The 24,128-nt window shown below is 46.4% G+C and carries 19 protein-coding genes; 13 read left to right on the top strand and 6 right to left on the bottom strand.

The window, feature by feature from the left end; translation table 11 throughout:
- The first annotated feature begins 35 nt into the window (after positions 1–35).
- The 3 genes from ABIX36_RS26460 to ABIX36_RS26470 all read left to right on the top strand — a co-directional run bounded on the left by ABIX36_RS26460 (position 36) and on the right by ABIX36_RS26470 (position 5,129).
- Positions 36–1,940 (top strand): DUF3857 domain-containing protein, encoded by a 1,905-nt coding sequence (locus tag ABIX36_RS26460; protein WP_348085177.1) that lies wholly within the window; start codon positions 36–38, stop codon positions 1,938–1,940.
- Positions 1,941–2,017: 77 nt separating this feature from the next.
- Positions 2,018–2,503: a hypothetical protein gene (locus tag ABIX36_RS26465; RefSeq protein WP_348085178.1), complete on the top strand. Its 486-nt coding sequence runs from the start codon at positions 2,018–2,020 to the stop codon at positions 2,501–2,503.
- 154 nt (positions 2,504–2,657) lie between these two features.
- Positions 2,658–5,129: a TonB-dependent receptor gene (locus ABIX36_RS26470; protein ID WP_348085179.1), complete on the top strand. Its 2,472-nt coding sequence runs from the start codon at positions 2,658–2,660 to the stop codon at positions 5,127–5,129.
- A 78-nt stretch (positions 5,130–5,207) separates the two neighbouring features.
- Here ABIX36_RS26470 and ABIX36_RS26475 read toward each other — a convergent pair whose 3' ends face one another.
- Positions 5,208–6,512, bottom strand: a complete 1,305-nt coding sequence (locus ABIX36_RS26475; RefSeq protein WP_348085180.1) for an alpha-L-fucosidase — start codon at positions 6,510–6,512, stop codon at positions 5,208–5,210.
- A gap of 154 nt (positions 6,513–6,666) precedes the next feature.
- Here ABIX36_RS26475 and ABIX36_RS26480 point away from each other — a divergent pair, with 154 nt between their 5' ends.
- Positions 6,667–9,228 carry a phospholipase C, phosphocholine-specific gene (locus ABIX36_RS26480; protein WP_348085181.1) on the top strand — a complete coding sequence of 854 codons (2,562 nt, stop codon included), beginning with the start codon at positions 6,667–6,669 and terminating at the stop codon, positions 9,226–9,228.
- A 390-nt stretch (positions 9,229–9,618) separates the two neighbouring features.
- Here the strand turns inward: ABIX36_RS26480 and ABIX36_RS26485 are convergent, their stop codons facing one another.
- The gene (locus tag ABIX36_RS26485) at positions 9,619–10,869 is read right to left on the bottom strand and encodes a serpin family protein (protein WP_348085182.1); all 1,251 of its coding nucleotides are present in this window, start codon (positions 10,867–10,869) and stop codon (positions 9,619–9,621) included.
- A gap of 376 nt (positions 10,870–11,245) precedes the next feature.
- On the opposite strand from ABIX36_RS26485, the gene ABIX36_RS26490 reads away from it, so the two are divergent.
- The 3 genes from ABIX36_RS26490 (at position 11,246) to ABIX36_RS26500 (ending at position 13,726) form a co-directional block, all read left to right on the top strand.
- Positions 11,246–12,109 carry an alpha/beta hydrolase-fold protein gene (locus ABIX36_RS26490; protein WP_348085183.1) on the top strand — a complete coding sequence of 288 codons (864 nt, stop codon included), beginning with the start codon at positions 11,246–11,248 and terminating at the stop codon, positions 12,107–12,109.
- Positions 12,110–12,234: 125 nt separating this feature from the next.
- A complete protein-coding gene (locus ABIX36_RS26495) occupies positions 12,235–13,131 on the top strand; it encodes an MBL fold metallo-hydrolase (RefSeq protein WP_348085184.1) in 897 nt (298 codons plus the stop codon).
- 268 nt (positions 13,132–13,399) lie between these two features.
- Positions 13,400–13,726: a putative quinol monooxygenase gene (locus ABIX36_RS26500; RefSeq protein WP_348085185.1), complete on the top strand. Its 327-nt coding sequence runs from the start codon at positions 13,400–13,402 to the stop codon at positions 13,724–13,726.
- A 13-nt stretch (positions 13,727–13,739) separates the two neighbouring features.
- Here ABIX36_RS26500 and ABIX36_RS26505 read toward each other — a convergent pair whose 3' ends face one another.
- Positions 13,740–14,153, bottom strand: a complete 414-nt coding sequence (locus ABIX36_RS26505; protein WP_348085186.1) for an EamA family transporter — start codon at positions 14,151–14,153, stop codon at positions 13,740–13,742.
- 187 nt (positions 14,154–14,340) lie between these two features.
- Here ABIX36_RS26505 and ABIX36_RS26510 point away from each other — a divergent pair, with 187 nt between their 5' ends.
- Both ABIX36_RS26510 and ABIX36_RS26515 read left to right on the top strand, forming a co-directional pair.
- On the top strand, positions 14,341–15,360 hold the full coding sequence (locus ABIX36_RS26510) for a fatty acid desaturase (RefSeq protein WP_348085187.1): 1,020 nt from the start codon (positions 14,341–14,343) through the stop codon (positions 15,358–15,360).
- A gap of 158 nt (positions 15,361–15,518) precedes the next feature.
- The gene (locus ABIX36_RS26515) at positions 15,519–16,448 is read left to right on the top strand and encodes a hypothetical protein (protein WP_348085188.1); all 930 of its coding nucleotides are present in this window, start codon (positions 15,519–15,521) and stop codon (positions 16,446–16,448) included.
- A 171-nt stretch (positions 16,449–16,619) separates the two neighbouring features.
- Here the strand turns inward: ABIX36_RS26515 and ABIX36_RS26520 are convergent, their stop codons facing one another.
- The 3 genes from ABIX36_RS26520 to ABIX36_RS26530 form a co-directional block, all read right to left on the bottom strand.
- Positions 16,620–17,573, bottom strand: coding sequence for a dihydrodipicolinate synthase family protein (locus ABIX36_RS26520; RefSeq protein WP_348085189.1), 954 nt, complete (start codon positions 17,571–17,573; stop codon positions 16,620–16,622).
- 118 nt (positions 17,574–17,691) lie between these two features.
- The gene (locus ABIX36_RS26525; protein ID WP_348085190.1) at positions 17,692–19,890 is read right to left on the bottom strand and encodes a putative Ig domain-containing protein; all 2,199 of its coding nucleotides are present in this window, start codon (positions 19,888–19,890) and stop codon (positions 17,692–17,694) included.
- A 15-nt stretch (positions 19,891–19,905) separates the two neighbouring features.
- On the bottom strand, positions 19,906–21,912 hold the full coding sequence (locus ABIX36_RS26530; protein WP_348085191.1) for a glycoside hydrolase family 127 protein: 2,007 nt from the start codon (positions 21,910–21,912) through the stop codon (positions 19,906–19,908).
- Positions 21,913–22,147: 235 nt separating this feature from the next.
- On the opposite strand from ABIX36_RS26530, the gene ABIX36_RS26535 reads away from it, so the two are divergent.
- The 4 genes from ABIX36_RS26535 (at position 22,148) to ABIX36_RS26550 (ending at position 24,104) form a co-directional block, all read left to right on the top strand.
- Positions 22,148–22,582 (top strand): hypothetical protein, encoded by a 435-nt coding sequence (locus ABIX36_RS26535; RefSeq protein WP_348085192.1) that lies wholly within the window; start codon positions 22,148–22,150, stop codon positions 22,580–22,582.
- A 19-nt stretch (positions 22,583–22,601) separates the two neighbouring features.
- Positions 22,602–23,033 (top strand): hypothetical protein, encoded by a 432-nt coding sequence (locus ABIX36_RS26540; RefSeq protein WP_348085193.1) that lies wholly within the window; start codon positions 22,602–22,604, stop codon positions 23,031–23,033.
- 90 nt (positions 23,034–23,123) lie between these two features.
- On the top strand, positions 23,124–23,480 hold the full coding sequence (locus tag ABIX36_RS26545; protein WP_128532318.1) for a glycoside hydrolase: 357 nt from the start codon (positions 23,124–23,126) through the stop codon (positions 23,478–23,480).
- Positions 23,481–23,732: 252 nt separating this feature from the next.
- On the top strand, positions 23,733–24,104 hold the full coding sequence (locus ABIX36_RS26550; protein WP_348085194.1) for a hypothetical protein: 372 nt from the start codon (positions 23,733–23,735) through the stop codon (positions 24,102–24,104).
- The last annotated feature ends 24 nt before the right edge of the window (positions 24,105–24,128 follow it).

Below are 24,128 nucleotides of genomic sequence, written 5' to 3' on the forward strand. Positions count from 1 at the left end.
TTTTTTGTTAATTTGCTGCCACCAAACCACATCATTTGAAAAACCTATACTTACTCTTTTTACTTTTTATTGTTGCAGGCATTAAAAGTAATGCACAATCGCTCGCGTACGGAAAAATTGACACTGCCGACCTCAAACTAACCTCCTGCGATTTTGACAAAGGTGCCAACGCCATGATTTTATTTGACGTTGGTAAAATTGCTTATACCAACACCGAGGCGATAGTAATGGAGCGCCACAAACGCATCAAAATATTTAACGACAAAGCAACCAGCGAAGGGAATATAAGGCTGGAGTTTTACAGCGCCCATGGTGCAGAGAACATAAAGAACATTGAGGCAGAAACCATAAACCTTGTTGGCAATACCATTGTGGTAACCCCCTTAGACCCCAAGCTCATCTACAACCAAAAAGTAGATAAGGAGCGCCGCGCAATATCTTTCACGCTGCCAAATGTAAAAGCAGGATCGGTGATAGAGATTAAATATACCTGGAAAACCACTTATGGCTACAACTATCCTAACTGGTTTTTCCAGGGCGTGTTGCCAAACCGTTATAGCAAAGTAGAAGCACACATCAACTTTGACTATTCCTATAACATCATCAAAAAACTAACGCAAAAAACGGATATTGATACCACCTTTATAGCAAAAGATACCCGCGAGCGTACGCGCATCTGGAGTATGTCGAAAATACCGGGCTTTCGGATCGAGCCTTATATGCATTCGTTGGAAGATAACCTACAGGGGATTTATTTTAAGCCGTCGCGGGGATTTCGCACATGGTCGTCTATTGCGAACGAGATCATAGTCGACCCCGATTTTGGCGGCCAGTTAAAGTTACCGCTTGATAAAGAAGCCGAGTTGATTACCGATGCAAACGCTATAAAAGATGAGCACGAGAAAATTGCCTATGTTTTTAATACGGTAAAAAACACTATGAAGTGGAACGAGGTAGATAAATGGTATAGCGACGATGGCCTTAAAAAAGCCTGGCAAAGCAAAACCGGCAACTCTACCGAAATAAACCTGATACTGTACCATTTTTTAAAACTGGCCGGCATTAAACCAAGCTTGCTGGTTTTAGGAACGCGCGATAACGGCGAAATTGAACTGGGAAACCCAAGCTTTGGCCGCCTCAACAAAACAGTAGTGCGGGTAGCTATCGATTCGCTGAACTTTTATGTGATGGATGCAACAGGTAAGTATAATACCTATAATGATACACCTTACGAACTGCTTGGTTTAAACATGGTGGCTGTTGACCCCGACACAAAAAACTCGGATGTAATAAAGCTTAACACTGTAGTGCCGTCAACCGAAGTGGTTTTTGTAAACGCAAGCATAGATGCCGCCGGCAAACTGGAGGGCAGTGTACAAAAAACCAGCTCGAACTATAAGCGCATAAGCAAGCTGAAAACATTTGATAATCTCGGCTTAAAAAAATACATTGAGGATGAGCTGAAAGAGGGAAATTCCAATTTAGAGATAAGCGGCCACCAGTTTTCGGCCATGGAAACAGATACTGTTCCACTACGGGAGGATTTTAATTTTAAACTGGAGCTTACCAGTTCTGATGAACATTACATATTTATAAACCCCAACTTGTTTACCGGGCTTGGCCCAAACCCTTTCATCAGCGAAACCCGGCTTTCTGATATCGACTTTATTTTCCGCAATGTTTACTCTATAAATGGGCGGTATAAGGTACCGGTTGGTTATAAAGTTGATGCGTTGCCAAAATCGCTAACCGCAGTAATGGGAGATAAGAGTATTAGTTTTAAACGTATTGTTGGCGAAATTGAAGGTGTTATTATTGTAAACTATGTTATAATTTACAATAAAACCAAGTACAGCAGGGAAGAGTACCCGGGCTTGCGCCTGTTTTTTAAAGCCGTGTATGAAATGCTTAACGAGCAAATTGTACTAAAAAAGAGCTAAAGCTTAATTGTTAAAGCTCTAACTCAGGGTGACCTAACTCTTCGGAATTAGATTATATTTGTTGAGGATCCTATAAAATGAAAAAATACCTGCTTATCCTATTTTTGTTTTGCCTGCGGATGAGTGCAAATGCGCAGAGTATCACATTTTACGATCTTACCAACCTCACCAATCTTTCTGACGGGCAGGCCCATACTTATTTAGTGCTTGGCAGGGTATTTAAGCATCAGTATATAGAAGAAAAAGACGGTAAAAAAATTGAGCATTTCCGAAGTGTTAACCCAAATGTGAGTGAGCAAACCCTCACTATTGGCGTAAGCACAATGATCTCAAGCGGCACAGTTTTACGCAGCGTAACCTACACTACCCGCAACCCGCAGCATGTGCTCAATTTAATAGCCCAGGCAAAAAGTGGAAAGCTTACCATGAATTTCCAGGGATCGGATGCCGACAATAACATCTACGTTTTCGATAACGACTTTTACCATGTAAAAATGTACATCAGCACTACCGAAAATAAAGGCTCGGTGGTGATAGAGCAGAAAAACTTTATTGGTTATTAACGCCCTCCTACCTGCATCCTCTTACGGGCCAATAATTTTATAGCCAACCTTTACCTGGATCCGGTTCTGTAACAATTCCGACATCTAAATCAAAACTCAGTTTTAATCCAAAGTTTCTTGGCAGATTTGTGGTTCTAATAAAACTAACACCTCCATGCGAACGGTACTCTCACTACTTTTCTTTCTCCTATTTTCTGTAAACAATTACGCCCAAACCGCTGGTAAAGGCAAAATAAGCGGCAAAGTAACCGATGCTGTAACCAAACAACCGGTAGATTACGCTACCATTTCGGTATTTAAACAAGGTGCTGCCAGCCCGTTCAACGGCATCAGCACCGATGCAAAAGGCACTTTCAGCATAGATAATATCCCCGCCGGCGATTACAAAGTAACCGTTGACTTTTTAGGCTATAAACGCACTACTATTGATCATGTGACTGTAACAGATGGCGGCAGCACCCCGGCGTTAAGCGCGATATTATTGCAGCCCGTGCAAAACCAATTAGCAGGTGTAACCATTACAGCAAAGACACCTATTATAGAGAACCGTATAGATAAAATGGTTTATAACGCCGCAAACGACCTTACCGCGCAAGGCGGTGTTGCTTTGGATGTGCTGAAAAAAGTACCGCAGGTTTCTGTTGATATTGATGGTAATGTGGAGTTGCAGGGCAATGCCAATGTGCGTTTCCTTATCAACGGTAAGCCATCCAGCATCTTCGGTGCCAGCCTTGCCGACGCGCTACAGGCCATACCCGCCAGCCAAATAAAGAGTATAGAAGTGATCACCAGCCCCGGCGCAAAATACGACGCGGCAGGTACAGGCGGTATCATCAACATTATATTAAAAGACAGCAAAGTACAGGGCATCAACGGCAGCGTTAATTTATCGGCAGGCAGCCGGTTAGAGAATGGCTCGTTTAACCTTAACGCGCGTAAAAACAACTTTGGCGTAAACGCTTTTTTCAGCGGGAACGCTCAGCTAAATACTACCGGGTCTAACAGTACCTTCCGCAACAGTACCGATCCTACTGCCAACACGACTACCACTTTGGCGCAAAGCGGTAAAAATACCCAAACGCGCAGCGGCTACCAATCGAGCCTTAGCTTTAACTGGAGCATTACCCCAAAAGATGAATTAACCGCATCGGTAGGGTTTAACCATTTTGGCAACCACAATTTTGGTTTCAGCAACCAGGAGCAACAAACGCTAACATCAACCGGCAGCCTGTTATCCGAGCTGATGAGCCTGCGCACCTCCGATAGTCGTTTTAAGGTTAACGCTACCGATGTAAGCCTCGCCTACAAAAAACAGTTTAAGACCGAAGGCCAGGAGCTGGAGATACTGTACACCACCAGCTATGGTAAAAACACCTTTTCGTATTTTAACGAGCAGGATTATCTTACCGGTACCCGCCCAACTACCGGTTCGCGCAGCAACAACCCCGGTAACGATAGGGAGACAAATATCTCGGTAGATTACAGCCACCCCTTCAGTAAAACTTTTACTGTGGAAACCGGTGCCAAACTCATTATAGAAAACCTGAAGAACGTAGTAAACACCGATACGCTGCTAACAGATGGCACCTATATTAATAACGCCGGGCAGAGCTACGGCTTTAATTACAAGCGCAACATTTACGCCGGCTACCTTTCTGTATCCACATCGCTATTCAATAATTTTTTAGATGCAAAGGCGGGGGTAAGAAATGAGTATACCAACACCACGGCAGATTTCCCGGGGGTGATCATACCTGGTTACAACACGGTGGTTCCGTCTTTAACCCTCTCGCATAAAATCAGCCCTACACAGTCGGTAAAAGCAAGTTACAACTACAGGATAGAGCGCCCCGACTACGGCGACCTGAACCCTTTTTATAACATCAGCGATCCGTATAATATCAGCACGGGTAATCCCAATCTTAAACCCGAGATAAGCCATGGCATTGAGCTGGGCTACAACCGCTCTTTCGACGGAGGTGGCAACATTTACCTGGGGAGCTTTTACCGCCACAATATTGATGATATTCAACAATACACCACCCGTTACGAGGTGCTGGACATCAATGGTCGCGACTATACCAACGTACTGCTAAACCAGCGCAGCAACATCGGCACACAAACTACTATTGGTGGTAACCTTTTTGGCTCGGTGCCTATCGGCAAGTTAAATTTGCGTACCAATATGTTCATTGCCAGCCGTACCAATACCAATCCCGGTATTGCAAAAGTAACCGGGCTTGCCTACCGCATCAATTTAAACGCCAGCTACCAGTTCCCGCACGATCTTACCGCCGAGGCATTTGCTAACTACAACTCCTCGCAAAAGAATTTACAGGGCACCAGGCCGTATTTCTTCTTTTATAATTTCGCCGTTCGCAAGCAGTTCCTTAATAAAAAGGCCAGCCTTGGCTTGGTTGCTGCCAACCCGTTCAGCCATTACATCACACAAAAGGCTACCACCTACGGCACTACGTTTAACCAGATCAACATCAGGCAGGTGCCATTGCAATCCTTCGGTATATCGCTTAGCTATAAATTTGGTAAGCTGGAGTTTTCCAAGGATAAAGAAAAAGACAAGGAAGACAATAATAACATGCCTGCACAGGATGCAGGCGGGCGATAAGCTTTTAACTTTGATAAATAAAAATGGCCGGCTTCAAAAAAAAGCCGGCCATTTTTTATGGTGTTGTTAGTGATGCTCTTAATTTACCGTCAGTTTAACAATGGTATCAGTCGGGTCCATAGCTAACCCACTGGTATAAATAAAAACGCCTTCGGGCTGTTGTTTAAACTTTACCGCAGCACCACCGTTTAGCAAAACGGCTTTGGTAACTTTTTCCTTCATCTGCGGGATGAAAATATAAGCTTGCGCCGGGCTTGTGGTAACGTGCGCGTATAGCGTTTTTCCGTTGGCGGTCATCACGCCCCATGGCTGCGGTGGCATCGAGCTCCCCCTGGTGTTGTAAACGCTTTCGCCGTTCTTTTGCATCCAGTTGCCAACAATAGCCAGCGTATCGGTAAATTCCGATTGGATCTTACCGTTTGGCATGGGGCCAATGTTCAGCAAAAAGTTAGCATCCCTCCCTGCAGCATTTACCAGGTAATGGATGATCTGTTTAGACGATTTAAAACTGCGATCCGTGATATTAAAGCCCCAGCTATTGTTAATGGTTTCGCAGGTCTCCAACGGTAGTTTTCCAATTTTCGATTCCCCGCTAAAGCCGGTGGTATTGGCACCCGGCAGGTCCTTCTCAAACATCTGGAAGTCTTCGCCCTCTATCGGCTCCAAATGGTGGTTGTTCCCAACCAATATGGCGGGGTTTAGCTTATGGATCAACCCATAGATCTCGTCGTAATGCCAGTTAGCGTTTTTGCGTTCCCAATGCCCGTCAAACCAAATGCCCTTTACCGCAGGGTATTTGGTGATCAGCTCGGTTAGTTGGTCTTTCATAAATTTGATGTAGCTATCCCAGTCGCCGTTCTGCGGTTTGCCATCAACAATAGGGCTACCAAAGGCGTAGTCGGGCCTTCCCCAATCCAGCAGGGAGTAGTAAAAATGCAGTTCGATGCCTTCTTTCTCGCATTCTTTGGCCAGCTCCATCAAGGGGTCTTTATGGTAAGGGGAAGCATCCACAATATTATAGGGCGACATTTTTGTGCCGAACATACTGAACCCATCGTGGTGGCGCGAGGTAATGGTGATATACTTCATCCCCGCTTTTTTGGCGAATTGCACCCATTCCTTCGCGTTAAATTCCTGCGGATTAAAGAACCCGGCGAGGCGTTTATAACTATCGTAAGGGATCTTCTTTTCGTACATTACCCATTCGCCGGCGCCCAAAATGCTGTAGATGCCCCAGTGGATAAACAGGCCAAATTTTAACTCCTGGAATTTTTTACGGGCGGCAAGGTTATCTGCAGTTGGAACATACGGCCCGGTTTGGGCAATGGTGTTTAAAGCAAGTGCCGAAAACAGCGCGACGGTGAGGGTGAACTTACGGATCATAAATAGATGGTTAGATTTACGCAGGGAATTTAGCAAATTTATTTTTTAAGCGTAACGTTCACATTTATATTATTTACAGTTAACAGTGGTTGCATAACCTTGCGGTTCTTAATATGCCCTACGCATCATTAAACTTGTTTAATATATTTACCTCATGTTAGATTCTCGCAGAGATTTCCTTAAAAAAGCGGCCATGCTTACAGGGGCGGCTGGTTTAAGCAGTGTTTTACCGCCGTCTATCCAAAAGGCATTGGCCATAAACCCTAAAATTGGCAGTACCTGGCGGGATGCCGAGCATATTGTTTTCCTGATGCAGGAGAACCGTTCGTTCGATCATTGCTTCGGGATGCTCAAGGGCGTGCGGGGGTATAACGATCCAAGAGCTATCGACCTGCCCAACAAGAACCCCGTTTGGTTGCAATCCAACGAAAAAGGCGAAACTTTCGCCCCATTTCACCTCGATATAAAAAACACAAAAGCCACCTGGATGAACTCCCTGCCACATAGCTGGACCAACCAGGTTAACGCCCGTAATGATGGCAAGTTCGACCAATGGCTGATCGAAAAAAAATCGGGCAACCCCGACTATAAGGATATGCCGCTTACCCTGGGTTACCACACCCGCGAGGATCTTCCGTTCAATTATGCCCTGGCAGACGCCTTTACCGTGTGCGACCAGAATTTTTGCTCGTCGCTCACCGGCACTACGCCCAACAGGCTTTTCTTTTGGACAGGCACCGTCCGCGAGGAGCAAAACGAAAAATCGCGCCCGAGGGTGTGGAACGAAGATGCTGATTTCGGCACCCTGAACTGGACCACCTTCCCCGAGCGTTTGGAAGACAATAACATTAGCTGGAAATGTTACCAGAACGAGGTAAGCGTACCAACAGGCTTTGAAGGCGAGCAGGATTCCTGGTTAGCCAACTTCACCGATAATCCGCTGGAATTTTTTGAGCAGTACAACGTAAAACTGCACGATAACCACACCACCTTCCGCAAAAAATTACTGGAAATACTCCCCGGTAAAATAACAGAGGCCGAACAAAAAATAAGCAGTATGCCTGCCGGCGATAAAGGCCTGAAGCAGAAAAAACGCGAGCTGAAATGGATGCAGGATGAACTGGCCGATATTAAAAACAACCCGAAACTTTTAGAGCCGGGAGCCTATGGCAGGTTATCGCAAAAGGAAAAAAACATCCACCAGAAAGGTTTTGCTACCAACCGCAACGACCCGCAATACCGCGAGCTAAGCACGCTGAAGTACAACGACAATGGCACGGCCCGCGAAGTACAGGTACCCAAAAGCGATGTTTTGTACCAATTTAGGGAAGATGTAAAAACCGGCAAATTGCCAACCGTATCGTGGCTGGTTGCCCCCGAGAATTTCTCGGACCACCCCGGCGCGCCATGGTATGGCTCCTGGTATGTCTCTGAGGTGCTGGATATCCTTACCCAGAACCCTGATGTTTGGAAGAAAACCATTTTTGTTTTGAATTACGACGAGAATGATGGTTATTTTGACCATATCCCTCCCTTTGTGGCACCGCATTCGCATAAGGACGGAACCGGTAAAGTATCTAAAGGGATTGATACCCGTGCAGAATTTGTAACGCTGGAGCAGGAACAGGAACGCAAAGATTTCCCAACTCATTACGACCGCGAAAGTGCTATAGGTCTGGGTTACCGTGTGCCAATGGTGATCGCTTCGCCATGGAGCCGCGGCGGATGGGTAAACTCCGAAGTGTTCGACCACACCTCCTGCCTGCAGTTTTTGGAAAACTTTCTGAGCCACAAAACCGGCAAAAATATAAAAGAACCCAACATCAGCGATTGGCGACGAACCATCTGCGGGGACCTTACCTCGGCATTCCGCCCCTACAATGGCGAGCCGATAGCTAATCCGGTGTTTTTAGACATGGACAAGTATGTGGAAGGAATCCACAAGGCAAAATTCAAAAAGCTGCCAACCTTTAAAAAACTGAACAGCGCCGATATTTCCCTGATCAAAACAAACCGCCACGCTTCCGCGCTTATGCCGAAGCAGGAAACCGGCGTAAAACACTCCAATGCCCTGCCCTATGAGCTGTATGCCGATGGTAGTTTGAGCGACGATAAAAAGTCGTTCAGCATAGCATTTAAAGCCGGCGACAACGCTTTTGGGAAACATGCCATTGGCGCGCCGTTTAACGTTTACGCGCCCGGCAAATATGCAAGCCTGCACAACCCCAAACAAATGGATACCGCCCGCAACTGGAGTTATGCGCTTACCGCGGGTGAAAGCCTTAACGACGAATGGGCACTGAGTGATTTTGAGAATGGCCGGTACCACTTGCGTGTTTATGGCCCCAACGGCTTTTACCGCGAATACAAAGGCAACGCGCAGGACCCTGATGTAACTGCCGATGTGCAATACCAACAAGATGCCGCTGGCAAAAAACTAACCGGCAATATCCAGATCGCGCTAAGCTCGGGCAGCAGTAAGCCATTAATGGTTGAAATTATTGATAACGCCTACAAAACTGCGCCGCTTACCCGCACGGTTTACAATGCGGCAAGGTTTATCCCTTTGGTTGTAAACCTGCAAAAAAGCCACGGCTGGTACGATTTCAGCATCAAAGTAAAAGGCCATATTAATTTTGAGAAACGCTACGCAGGCCGGGTAGAAACCGGTAAACACAGCTTTAGTGACCCACTAATGGGTGGCGTTGTGGTGTAGGTTTTGAATGATGAACACCGAATATTTAATAATGAACAGAAAATTTCGATGTTGGATATCGGTGTTCGATATTCTTTTAATCTACTGCCGTGCTTACCACCACAAGAAAATTCCAATGTCCTGTAAGGACTACCTGTTTGTAGCCAACAAAATAAATCATCTCTTTGCCCCATCCTACCCAATACGTTATTAAAGGCTACCCTGCAAATTGAGGTTGCACCTACGGAGCACAAATATTTTAGCTGCAAATGCTACAAACAGGTAGCCCCTAACAGGGGCAGTGTTATAGAGCTAATGCATAAACGAGAGAATCGAATATCAAATAATGACGTCCCCTTCACTTCATTATTCGATATTCAGCATTCGGTGTTCGATATTTTCTCGTGCTGGTTACTCCCCTGCCAATACCGGGTTATTTACTAACCCGGCAAAAAGCACCAGCCCGGTTTTCATCTCGCGGATGGCAAAAATAAAGGGGCGGTTGAATTCCAGCGTGGGGATCACCCCGGCAGAGGAGAGCCCAATTTCAACTGAAGTTACGGCGGCGGCTTCGGTACCTTCCTCATTTACCTCTACAAAAGCCTTATGTCTTACGTCAGTTATAGATAAGCCGCCGGCGGCGCGGATGCCGGTAAAATCAGCCATATTGCTAAAGGCTTTACCCATACCCAGTGTTATTAGCGGGTCTTTTAATGATTTGGCGTAAGCGAATTTGAATTTAGGGAAGTAAACCAGGCTCTGCTGCGCGCCGAGCCCTGCCATCCAACTGCTCCATTTGGCAGAATCTATACTGGCTAACAGCTGTTTAGCCGAAACACCTTCGGCAGGGAGAATGGCTACCAGGCTAAACCGATCATGCGCATAAGGAAACTCAGCTACTATGGTCGTTTTACCATCTACACTTACAATGTTGTTATTATAATCTATTTTCCCGGACATAAAATCGGCCTGCACGGTGCTGCCGCGGGTTTGGGTGAACGTACCTTTTATAGTATTAGCCGCATCAAACTTGGTTTTCCAAACACTTTTAAAGTAAATGGCGTTGATCAAGAACATCTGCGATTCGGCGCTTATGTCATCTATAATGTTGGGGATCTTACCGTTAGTTTTATCGTTAACCCAATTATTGATGGTGTTTTTAGCGCTCGGGTTGGCAAAATCAAGCGCCTCTACTTTGGCCTGATAAGCGCTGGTATTAATATCAATAAATTGCGGCAGCACATCCAGCCCCTGGCGATACCATATCGAATTAGCTATTTTCAGCTGCGTATTTGGCTCAAGTCCGGGCAATTCTGTCATCAGTTTGTTGTAATAACTGTTGATGGCGGCCTGGGTAAAGCCGTTGAAATTCATGGTGGTGTTAATGGCGGTGAGTGTTTCGGCTTTGGCGCCGTTGGCGGTCATTCCTAAGGCAAAGCTTACGCTAAGGGGCGACAGGAAAAGGTTTTTGTCGCTGCCTTCAGAAGCGGAAATTTCTTTGAAAAGCTTAAGCGTGAACGCATTGTCCGCTGCTACCTTTTGTTGCTCGGCGGTGGTAAGTACCAGGCTCTTGCCTTCGCCGGGGTCGATGCCATCGTTTTTGTTGCAGGAAACGAGGCCGATAATCAGTAAGCAGAGCAGCAGCGGAGTTTTGCGTGTCATAAGATCAGTTTTAGCGTATATTTTCACCCGGTTAATTATTTACATTACGGCATTGGCTTACAGGATGATACAGGAAATGATAAAAAAATTAGTTGGTCGTCTTCGCGTTAAGGATAGTAGTGGAAACCCCGGAATGTAGCGCCGCTTCTATCAGCGGTGCGGAATGAGGAGTTGGAACGGATAGCCTGGCCCGAAGGGAACGCCATAGTTATTTGTACGCAAAGATCACTAAACCGTAATAGGAACCTGATCTGTAAAGATTTGACAACTTTAAAAAGTTGTCAAATCTCCATCCCGCTTATCAATTTTTTATTCCTAAATTTATCTGCCTGCAATAAACCCCGATTGCATCAAACCAAATAAAAAACTTATCCTGATGAAAAAACTGCTATCCGTATTGCTGACGCTTTGTCCTGCCCTGCTGTTTGCCCAAACCAGCAAGGTGTTTGATAATTTAACCCTCAACAGTAAGATCCTGAAAAGCGAGCGCAAGTTTGCTATTTACCTTCCGCCCGATTATGAGACCAGCGGCCGCAGCTACCCGGTGCTTTACCTGCTGCACGGCGGCGGCGACGACCAAACCGGATGGGTGCAGTTTGGCGAGGTGCAAAATATTACCGACAAGGCCATTCGTGATGGCATTGCTACCAGCATGATCATTGTAATGCCCGATGCCAACACCGGCAGGCGCGGTTATAATAACGATATAAAAGGCGACTTTAATTATGAAGATTTCTTTTTTACCGAACTGGTTCCCTACGTAGAAAAGAAATACCGCATAAAAGCCGATAAGCATTACCGCGCGGTTGCCGGCCTCAGCATGGGCGGCGGCGGCAGCTTTGTTTACGCCTTGCACCATCCCGAGATGTTCTCTTCCGCCTGTCCGCTGAGCGCAGCCACCGGTTTCCTGAGCCTGGAGGAAGCAAAGGCGGCGTTGGTGAAAAACAACCCGAATGTTACCCTCGCCGATAGCACCATCAGCAATTATTATAACAAATACAGCGTTATCCCTTTGATAAACGCCATGCCCGATGCTAACAAAAAAGCGGTGCGCTGGTTTATGGATGTAGGCGACGACGACTTTTTATACGAAGGCAACGGGCTGGTGCATAACCTGATGCGCAAAAAGGAAATTCCGCATGAGTACCGCGTGCGCGACGGGGCCCACAACTGGACCTACTGGCGCGCATCGCTACCCGTGGTGCTGGAGTTTGTATCGCAGGCATTTCATCAATATTAATAGTGAGTTGGGAGCGGTGAGTGGTTAATAACAAAATTTGCTAATCACATCGCTATCTCTATTTTGGCTATGAACTATGAACCATCATCTATGAACTATAAAAAGAACTATAAAAACTAACTACCATGGAACGCAGACAATTTTTAAGAAATACGGCACTTACCGCAGGCGCTTTGGCATTTTTAGGCAATCGCAGCTTTGCCTCAATCCTCGCCGACCCGGCTTACCAGGTGATCCCCTTACGTAATAATGTGGGGATCTTTATCGAGCAAGGCGGTACCATCGCCTGGATGGTGAATAAGGAAGGCATTGTAGTGGTAGACGCGCAGTTCCCTAATACCGCGCCGCACCTCATAGCAGAAATGCAAAAGAAAAGCGATAAACCTTTCCAATGGCTCATTAACACCCATCACCACGGCGACCATACCAGCGGCAACATCGCGTTTAAGGGCATAGCCAAAAATGTAGCAGCACATGCCAACTCGCTTGTCAATCAAAAAGCGTCGGCTGTAAAACAGAAAAAGGAAGACCAGCAACTGTACCCCGACACCACCTTTACCGATAAGTGGAAGGTAAAAGTGGGCGACGAGATCGTAAGCGGGCATTATTTTGGCGCGGGCCATACCAATGGCGATGCCTTTATTCATTTTGAACATGCCAACATTGTACACACCGGCGACCTGGTGTTCAACAAAATGCACCCCTATATAGACCGCTCTGCAGGCGCATCCTGCAAGCACTGGCCCCAGGCGCTGGAAGCCGCTACCAAACACTTCGATAAAAATACGCAGTACGTTTTCGGCCATGCCTTCGAGCCATTAAAAGTTACCGGCACTGTAGAAGATGTAAAACAAATGCAGGATTATATGGAAAAGCTGGTAGCTTTTGTGGAAAGTAGCATCAAGGCCGGCAAAACCAAGGAGGAGATTTTAGCGGCGAAAGCTATCCCGGGTGTAACCCTATGGCAGGGCGAGGGTATCCAACGGAGCTTGACGGCTGCTTATGAGGAATTGGCGGTTTAAGGCAACACAAGTGTTTGGAAGATAAAAACGAGCACGTCATGCCGATTTATTTCGGCACCCCACATGCAAAGCAGCGACGTGCGAAGCGGTTTTGCATGTGGGCGACATGTGTCGTGGGGGCCTGAAACAAGGATGACGGTTATTATCTTACGAGCATGAGTTTAGATCCGTTAATTTTAAACGCAACAAAATGAAATTAAACCATACCACGCGGCTGTTCTTATTTCTTTCTATAAGTATATTCATGCTTATTTTCAGCAACAAAACAATGGCACAACAAAAAAACCAGATGGTTAGGCTGGCAAAGATACAGGTGGACCCTGCGCAGTTAGCTAAGTATAATGCCGCCCTAAAAACACAGATGGCAACTGCCGTAAAGCTGGAGCCTGGGGTATTAACTTACTATGCGGTTGCCGATAAAACCAACCCGGCACACATCACTATACTGGAAACTTACGCCGATACAGCCGCGTACAAATTGCACATAGAAACGCCTCACTTTAAAAAATATAAAGAGACGGTGCAGCACATGGTTACCGCGCTGGAACTTGTTGATGTAACCCTGATTGGCGCTGCAACAAAACCGGGGATGTAATTGATGCATCCATCTAAAATATCAATACCAGCGTACCCGCGATGATAAGCACCGCACCCGAAGCGGATTTTAGCGTGAGCGGTTCGCCCAAAAATATCACCGAGAGGATGATGGCGATGGCAACGCTCAACTTATCTACCGGTGCCACCTGCGATACCTTGCCCAGTTGCAGCGCCTTAAAATAAAAGATCCACGACAAACCGGTAGCACAACCGGACAGCACCAGGAATATCCAGTTGAGCCGGGTTAAACTGCCTATGCCGCTGCCCGTACTTTTTATAAGTACAATTGCCCAGGCAATAAGCAGTATCACCACCGTGCGTATGGCGGTAGCCAGGTCGGTATCAACCCCTTTTATTCCAATTTTTGCGAAAATGGCCGTGAGTGCCGCAAAGACAGCTGAGAGTAAAGCGTATATCCACCACATATTATTGATTTTTAGCGTAAATGCCCCGCATTAGGCGCAAAATTAAGGCCCGATCCTGATTTAAAATTGAGGAAATTATTTCCTTAAAAGAAATATTGCCCGTTTTTTTTCACCTAAATATCATCAAATTATAACAATAAACTGGATTTGTGACACGATATGCTTATCTTCATCGTTTTAACCCAATATGAAGAAAACCGATTTTGTTTATTCGAGTGAGTCTGAACCTCACCGCATCCGTACAAAAAAGATTTTAAAACAGTTTCCCGATCTTAGGAAATTGATAGGTAAAAACCCGAATACGATCTTCGCTATCATCGGTCTGGTTTCGTTCCAGGTGATACTGGCCTGGTTACTGCGCGATCAGTCGTGGTGGCTGGTAGTGGGCGCGGCTTATCTATTAGGCGCATTTGCAGATCATGCTTTATTTGTAATGATACACGAGTGTACGCATCAGTTACTGTTTAAAAACCGCAACGCCAACCGCTTTGCATCTATGTTTGCCAACTTGCCCCAAATATTGCCAAGCGCCATCTCATTCGAAAAATACCACATCAAACACCACTCTTTCCAGGGTGTGCATGAGCTGGACGCCGATCTGCCTAACCGCTGGGAGGCCAAGCTTATCAGTAATTCGTTTTTTGGCAAGGCATTATGGCTGCTATTTTTCCCTGTGTTCCAGCTTTTCCGCTTATCGCGCTTACGCGAGATCCATCCTTTTGATGGCTGGATAGTAACTAACTTTTTAATACAGGTAGTATTCACCACCGCCATAGTTTATTTTATGGGTGCGCATTCACTTGTATTTTTGCTACTAAGTTTTTCGTTTTCGGTTGGCTTGCACCCGCTTGGTGCCCGCTGGATCCAGGAACATTACCTTACCCACAGCGTAGAGCAGGAAACCTATAGCTATTATGGCCCACTAAATACAGTGGCTTTTAACGTAGGTTTCCATAACGAGCACCACGATTTTCCTTCTATCCCATGGAATAAGTTGCCTGAAATTAAAAAAACAGCGCCCGAGTTTTACGATACATTGTATTACCATACCTCGTGGACCAAGTTATTCTTCCAGTTTTTGTTCGACAGGGAGATCTCCCTGTTTAACCGCATCCTGCGTCGCGACCGTGGCCGCGTAGCTATTACCGATGTAAGCAAACCGGATATTGAAATGACCCAGGCTACAAAAACTGAAGCCGTTGCTTAAGTTTAAATAAACCCTATTGAAAGCCGCCTTATAAAAAGGCGGCTTTTTTGTACACATGGAGTTTTTCATTTACCATAACAGGCTAAATTTGCGATATTTGTGCTTTACTTGTTAAATAACTATAACCTTTGCTGCGAAGTTGATAATATATGAAGCGAATGGATGTTATTAATGCATATAAAGAAATGAGCCGTCGCAGAAAATTAAATATCCTCATCCCCATTGTTGTGCTGATGTTTATTGGCGCATATGCCAAGCATCGCCTTATCGATCGGAAACAGCAGGCAGGCGGCCAATTACAGAATAAGGAGATGGACGAAACGTCGGGCATAGCAGCATCTACCCTCAACAAAGGCATTTATTACGTACACAACGATAGCGGCGACACCAGCCGTTTCTTCGCCATAACGCCAGATGGCAAACTGCATACCACTATTTACTACAGGGGGCATAAGCAGCACCTCGGCGCTATTGATGTAGAAGATATTGACGTTGGCCCGGGGCCTGTACCGGGCAAAAGCTATGTATACGTCGGCGATATTGGCGATAACGGTTCCTCACGTAAGTTCATCACCGTTTATCGTGCCGAAGAAAAAAAGGAATGGGGAAGAGATAGCCTGGCCAACACCGTGCCGGTACCCATTAACCTGAAATACCCCGATGGTGCAAAGGATGCTGAAACCATGATGATAGACCCTATAGAAAAACTCATCTACATTGTTACCAAGCGTTACGATACTGTTGGCGTATACACCTATCCGCTAAAATACCGCAACGATGATACCGTAACCATGACCCTTAGGACCAAGCTATACTTTAAAGGCATAAAACCCTTTAAATGGATAACCGCCGGCGATATTTCTAAAGATGGTACAAAGATCCTTGTAAAGAGCTACGAAAAGGTTTACTATTGGCAGCGCCAACCAAACGAGCCTGCGTGGCGAGCCATGCAGCGCCCACCACGTGAGTTGCCCTACAAGCAGGAAAAACAAGGCGAGGCCATTGGCTTTACGCCAGATGGTAAAGGTTACTACACCACCAGCGAAGGCGTGTTTGCCCCCATCTACTACTACGAAACGCCCAACTGATAAGCGGCCGGTGTTTTTACAGCGCCCGAGTAATCGTTGATATAATTCCGTGTCATCGATGAGCACGCATGAAAGTACGAGCTAATGCGCGAAGAGAATCCTATCTTCCCTCGCCTTTTCTTGATTCTTGTCTCTTGTATCTTGATTCTTGCCTCTTAATTCTTGCTTCCCTTAACTAATCCCCGTTACATCAACTTCCGCTTCAGTTTCTATACCCCAACTGCCTGCAGGCAATTCCGGGCGGTGTTTTACGGCGTGTTTAATGATGCCTAAAACCCTGTCGCGTTCCTCGCCGGTAATTTTGAGGCGCGGCAAACGCACGGTTTCTGTACCCAGGCCGGTAACGCTTTCGGCAAGCTTAATGTACTGTACCAGTTTTGGGTGAATGTCTAACTCCAGCACTGGTAAAAACCAGCGGTAAATAGCCAGCGCTTCTTTCATACGCTCGGCTTTAGCTAAGCGGTAAACAGCTACGGTCTCCTTCGGGAAAGCGTCAACCAAACCGGCAACCCAGCCATCGGCACCCATAAAAAGGCTTTCCAATGCCAGTGTATCTACGCCGGTCATAATAGCAAACCTGTCGCCAAAACGGTTGATCATGCGGGTAACGTTGCTTACGTCGCGGGTAGATTCTTTCACCGCCTGTATATTCTTATACACCGAAAGCTGCTCAAACATATCCAGCGTAACCTCTATCTTATAATCGAAAGGGTTGTTGTAGATCATGATAGGCAGCTTGGTGCTTTTGGCTACATCAGCAAAGTATTTTACGGTTTCTTCCTCATCGGCTTTGTAACGCAGCGGCGGCAGCAGCATCAGGCCATCGGCGCCACACTTTGCGGCATTTTTGGCGCATTGCAGGGCAGCTTTAGTAGTTTGCTCCGCAATGTTGAGCACAACGTAAACACGTTTATTTACAAGCTTTACGGTATGCTCCAGCAGAATTATCTTCTCCTCATCGGTCAGTACACTGGCTTCGCCAAGCGAACCACCGATGATGATACCATTGGCACCCGCCTCTATCTGCGCTTCGATGTTGGCATCGAAAGCGTCAAAATCCAATTCATCCTTATCTGTAAATTTTGTTGTTACCGCCGGGAATACCCCTTTCCATACTATGCTCATATTTAGCCCCCTAACCCCCTAAAGGGGGAATTTTTGATTTACTATTTATTATATATCGTTAATTACTTCTTTAAGCCCTCCCCTTCAGGGGAGGGTTGGGTGGGGCGTGCGTCTCTTCCTACTTCACCCTTACCAGCATTACTCCATGCGGTGCAACGCTTGCCTTAAAATCGCCCGCACCTTTTGTAACGTCTTTTTGCTCCCACACGTTGCGGATGGTTTTGTAAGCGCCCGCCGTTTCGCCCGGCAGGGTGATGGTTTGATATTTATCCGACAGGTTGAACAGGCCTATCGCCTTGCTGCCATCCTTCATTTCTTTAACCCATATTTGGTACGTGTCGCCTTTTACTGCCTGGCGGGCTGCTTTGCCTAAAGCGTCCTGGTCTATAGCCAATACTTCACTGTTGGTGAGCAAATTCAGCGTGAACTTATCCAGCGCACCCATGTCGCAGCCTATCAGCAAGGGTACCGACTGCAGGCTCCAAAGACTGATGTGCGTATATTGCTCATCGGCGCTAAGGTGCGTATTGTGCAGGCTTGGGCCCCAGCCCACTTTGCCAACCACCAGCATATCGGGGTCGTTAAAGTGCCCGGGCTCTGCAAATTTGGCGGCTTCATCCTGGTTAAAGCCAATTTCCGACATGCTTCTCCAGGTATCCTGGATATCGCCGGTGGTGCGCCAGCTATTACCGCCGGTTTCGGCGCCCCACTCCCATACTTTGCCCCAGCCGTACTGGCAAAAACTTAGCATAATATCGCGGTTAACCTTATCCAGCGATGCGCGGATCACCTGGTAAGGTTTCTTCAGATCGGTAAGCGTTGGGGCCTTTGGCGATACTTCGCTGTAAGAGCACCAATCGTATTTAAGGTAGTCAATCCCCCAGTCGCCATACGTTTTAGCGTCCTGGTCTTCGTGCTGCCAGCTGCCTAAGTAGCCGCCGCAGGTAGTTGGGCCGGGCGATGAGTAGATCCCCATTTTTAGCCCGAGGCTATGTACATAGGCCACGGTTCCCTTCATATCCGGGAATTTTTGATTGGCAGTTATCTCACCGCTGGGCAGGCGTTTATCAATTTCCCATCCGTCGTCAATGTTTACATAATTCCAGCCGTAGGAGGCTAATTTCTCTATCATGGTGCGCGCCGCGGTGCGCACGCGGCTGTCATCCACACTTAAACCGAAGGCGTTCCAACTGTTCCAACCCAAAGCGGGGGTTAAGCCAATTTTATCGCCAATACGGATGGTAAATTGTTTTGTGCCCGAGCCAACAGCATTCTTTACGGTAAATGTTACCGGGTAATCGCCTTTTTTACTAACCGAACCTGTGATAATACCGGTTGCTGCATCCAGTGATAAGCCTTTTGGCAAACCAACCGCCTTATAGGTAAGCGGTTTTTGTCCCGTTGCCGGGATAAGATACAGGAATGGGTTGCCCGGCCTTGCGCCATAAACTTCGGGTCCGTTAATTTTTGGCTGTGCCGATGGTGCCGGCGTAAGGATATACGGCGTACTTTCTACCTTAGAAATTTTGGTGCCCGACAAGCTATCTGTAAAAACATAGCTCAACTGGTACGATTTGCGTTCGATAGCTGCCGCGCTAAATGTATAGGTAAACGGCTTTTTGCCGGTAAAGGCGGCTTTGTTTGTTTTCTCGTAAAGTACTTTGCCGGTTTCCGGATCAGTCACTTTAAAATCCAGTTTGCCTTTATATTGGTAATTATTGCCTTTCGAGATGAGTTTGATAGATTTGCCAACCGCGTTTTTTGCGCCGTACACAAAGTCCGCGTCGGTGTTGATAGATACATAATCCATAATATCGTTCATGCTGATGCTGAACTTATCGCCATAAAGGCCTCCGTCGCCGCCGGTATCAAATATGCGGATGGCCAATACGTTCTCTTTATCCCACAAAATTGCGGGGTTGTTAGTGGCCAGCATGTAGTGACGCGGGCCGTAATTAGATACCTTGATATCGCTGCCGCCTTTGGCTATCAGTTTACCGTTGAGGTACAATTCGTCGTTATCGTCTACATTCTGCAGATCGATGCGGAGGCTGTCCTTTAAGTACGAACTGTTTTTTAGCGATGCAGGGATAGTTACATGCAGCCTGTACCAGCCAAAGCCATTGTAATAGTCGTGCCCCTGGCGTTCCCAGGGTTTGCTAATATCAATGGCCTGCCACTGGCTGTCATCGAAATTTGTCGCGCTGAAAGCAGTGCTGTCGCCGACCTTAAACTTCCAGCCGGTTGCAAGCGAAACCTGCGCATGGGCCTTTGCAAAACAGGCCAGCAGGAATAAAACGGTTAGGATCTTCTTCATTTGATAGAGATTTGGTTATCGGCTGATAATATCGACAAATTTTACCTCTTCCGGGAACCAAACCATCATTTCTCCTTTGCCGCGGTTTGCCCAGGCATAATACGGTATAGCGGTAAGGGTTTTGCTTTCCGTGCTTACGGTTTGCTTGGCGGTATCTACGTTGATGGCCTTTACCTCAGCTTTTAAAACGGTAACGCCATTCAGCAGCCCGGCCTCGTAATGGCTTGTAAACGCTGTGTTTTTAGGGATGATGATATTCGCGGCTTTGCCCCCGTTGTCTGTCCACTCGGCGGCGTACATTAGCGGGCCGCGCTGCAGGGCGACTCTACCGGCATCATCGGGCAGTTTTTCGCTGGCCATTACGCGCTGTACATCCATCGGCAGGGTCATTTCTACCTTATCGCCTTTTTTCCATTTCTTGCTGATAACTGCATAGCCATGCTCCAGCTGGTACTCCACCGGCTTACCGTTCACCTTAATTTCTACTTTTTTGTTAAGCGGCTGCTGGTAGCTGTACAAGTCTGAAGGAACGGCCTGGTTTTGCGCCCAGCCCGGTATGCGGATCTTCAGGTTCATCTCCATTGCCGATGCCGGGTTAATGATGAACGCCAAACCGCCATCCCACGGGTAATTATTTTGCTGCGTAATTTGCAGGGCCTTGTTATTCACCTTTAAACTGCCTGTACCGCTGATAAACAGGTTCACAAATACATCCTTACCGTTTTGGGCGTAGATATAGCCGGGGATAGAAGGGATCAGCCTGGCGACATTAGTTGGGCAGCAGGAACACACGAACCAGCCCGAACGTTCGCGCTCAATATCCGGGTGCGTAAAGTGATCCTGGATCTGCATAGCGTTGGTGTAAAAGAAAGATTTACCATCCAGCCCCACACCGGAGATGAGCCCGTTATATAATACTTTCTCCAGCACATCAATGTATTTCGAATCTCCATGCAAGAGGAACATCCGCTGGTTCCAAAAAACGCTGCCTATGGCGGCGCAGGTTTCGTTGTAGGCGGTAGCGTTTGGTAATTCGTAGTTGGCGCCAAAACGTTCGCCATCGCCAACGGCACCAATGCTGCCCTGCACGTACATTTTTTTGCCTACCATATTATCCCAGATCTTATCAATGGCTGCCAGGTATTCTTTATCGCCTGTTAAAGCGGCTACATCTGCCATACCGGCGTATAGGTACATGGCGCGTACGGCGTGGCCCTCGGCTTCGTCCTGGTTAATTACCGGTTTATCATCCTGGTAATAGGTGCCGTTCTCCCAAACGTTCTTGCTTTTCTTGTTGTAGGCCTTTTTTCCCCGCTGGTCTATAAAAAATTTAGCCAGGTCCAGGTATTCTTTTTTGCCGGTGATGCGGTACAGGCGCACCAGCCCCATCTCCACAATTTCGTGGCCGGGTGCTACCGCGCGTTTACCGGGGCCGAAGGTTTGCACCAGAAGGTCGGCGTTTTTAAGGGCGATATTTAAAAAGTTGTGTTTACCGGTTGCCATAAAATGAGCGGCGGCACCTTCATACATGTGGCCGGCGTTGTATAATTCGTGGCTGTTCTCACTTTCTCTTACCCAACGCTCGGGGCCTGCCCAGTCGCCGGGATGCAATGGATCGATAGTGCGGGATGTATACAGGTAGCCGTCTGCCTCTTGTGCCTTGCCCACAACGGTGATCAACGAATCGAGGTAGGCATCCAATTGCTTATCAGGATGTACGGCCAGTGAGTATGATGCGCCTTCGATGGTTTTATAAATGTCTGTATCGTCAAACGGATAGGTGGTGCAAAATTTGCCTTTCCCTTCGGCGGCCATCTCAAAATTCTTTATCCTGCCCGTGCTTTTGCAACGTTCGAACGATGCCGGGATGGTTACCGTTCGGTTGGTTTCGATGCGGGAGGCCCAAAAATGATCGGCCAGTTTTACCTGGGTAAAAGCAAGTGGCTGTATGGGGTAATCCTGTTTCTGCGCGTACGCGGAGATGCTGCAGCAAACGAAAAGCAAAAAGCAAAGTTTTTTCATGGAAAAAAAGGGTTATTGGTTAGCTAAATATAAAGCTATTCAAAAGTAAAATGAAAGCAGACTTCGATTTTATTGATTCCTATCTGATGATAACAGGATATTATCTTAAATAAATATTACGACAGAAATCAGGGATAAAATACCACCAAATTTATTTTAGAAATATATAGTACTTGGTATTGCATAATACTATATAAAACACATATCTTTGTTGAAAATAAAAATCGATCACAAAATGAAAACAACAAAAACAAACATTTTAAGAAAAGCCCTATTGGCTTTTGCTTTAATACTGGCAGGCAGTACCATCAGCTTTGCACAGTGCGACAAACCGGTAAAACTCACCTCATCGGTAACCAGCTATATAAACGATAAGGGCGAGGTAGAGCGGACAAAAGAGGAGCAAACGGTTATCATTTTATCAAAAACCGAACTCACCATTACCCCCGGCGACCACATGATGAATGGTAACGTTACCGAGTATACCTGTAACTGGACCACCCCTTTTAAAGACGGGAAAACAATTGCAAAAGCGGTGCTGACCGATGGTAATAACGACCTGCATGTTACCATCACCATTGAAGGCAAAGCCGGAAAAGTGACCTTAACCTTTGTGGCTGAGGAAGAGGCCGGCAAAAAGATCCAGGTAGTGGCAGATAAGTTTGAATAACCTATTAACCCGTAAAAAAATGAAAACAAACCATTTAAAAAAGACTGTATTAGCCTTTGCTTTACTACTGGCTGGCAGCACCATCAGCTTTGCGCAATGCGACAAGCCTGTAATGCTTATTGCATCGGCCACCAATTATTACAATGCCAAAGGCGAATTGCAACGCAGCAAGGATGAGGAAACCATTATCACTCTAACCAAAACACAGATAATTATTGCCCCCGGCGACGAAGATCACAAAATGACGGGCGATATAAAAACCTACACCTGCAATTGGTCTACACCTTATAAAGAGGGAAAAACCGTGGTAACAACCGTGTTTACGGATGGTGGTAAAAGTCTCAACGCTACTGTTACCATTGTGGGCAAAGCCGGCAAAATTACCGCTACTATGGAGGCGGCAGAAATGCCGGATATGAAGATACAGGTAGTGGCAGACAAGTTTGAGTAGCCGCGTGTGTTAGCGGTATATTAAATTTCTTTCTCGGCTATTGTTTTTTTAATAAAAGCCTTACATTTAGTAATTCAAAACAAACTGATTATGAAAAAGAAGATCTTTATTACAGCCGTATTATCCTGCTGCTTTATGATATGTTTGGCAGCCTTTGCCGATCTTAACGGCAAGTGGGTAGGCGTACTTAACACTCCCGATGGCCAGGCGCTCGACCTTACTTACACTTTTAAGGTTGATGGCGAAAAACTTACCGGTACCGCCACATCCCCCATGGGCGATGTTAGCGTTGATGATGGCAAAATTAAAGGTGATGATTTTACCTTTAAAGTAAACGTAAACGGTACCGACTACCCGCACACGGGTAAAGTTTATGCCGATTCTGTTGCCATGAATATTGATTTCGGTGGTGCGGCTTCGCACTTCGTATTAAAACACGCCAAGTAATTACAAACCTAAAACCGATAGAGCCCTGCCCGAAACGGTGGGGTTTTTTATTGGGAATATAATTCACCCGGGGAAATCGCTTTTTAGATTTTCACAGGCTTATTCAGTAGTAATTTCGTTTAAAATCACAATGTTCGGGCTCGTTCGGGCTGTTCGCGCCCCATGTCGAACGCGAACAAGCCTAAAAGCATTTCTCTGATAATTCACCATTCCATTTTCACATACAAGCCACAAGCTTTACCTTTGCGGCAAATGCTGCAACGTATAACCGCATATTTGCTAATTATTTCGCTGTTAACGGTGAACTTTACGCGGCTGTTTGTTTACGCTGGTTTCGAGCTTAACCGCAATTATATCGCTACCAAGCTTTGCGAAAACCGCAATAAACCCTGGATGCATTGTAACGGCAAGTGCTACTTTATGAAAAAGATAAAGCAAGCCGAAGACAGCAAAGCAGCCGGCGAACGGTCGTCGCAAAAGAACCTTTTCCAGGAAGCGGGATTTAACGAGCCAGAGCAAATTAAATTCCACTCTATTTTGTTGGCGGTAATAGCAAGCCCGGAGCCTCCTATTAACCTGCCCACCCAGATCCGCCCCATCTTTCAGCCTCCGCGGCTCTCCTAAATTCTATAAAGTTTTCCTGTACAG

It is taken from the genome of Mucilaginibacter sp. (assembly GCF_039925265.1).
GTDB lineage: Bacteria > Bacteroidota > Bacteroidia > Sphingobacteriales > Sphingobacteriaceae > Mucilaginibacter.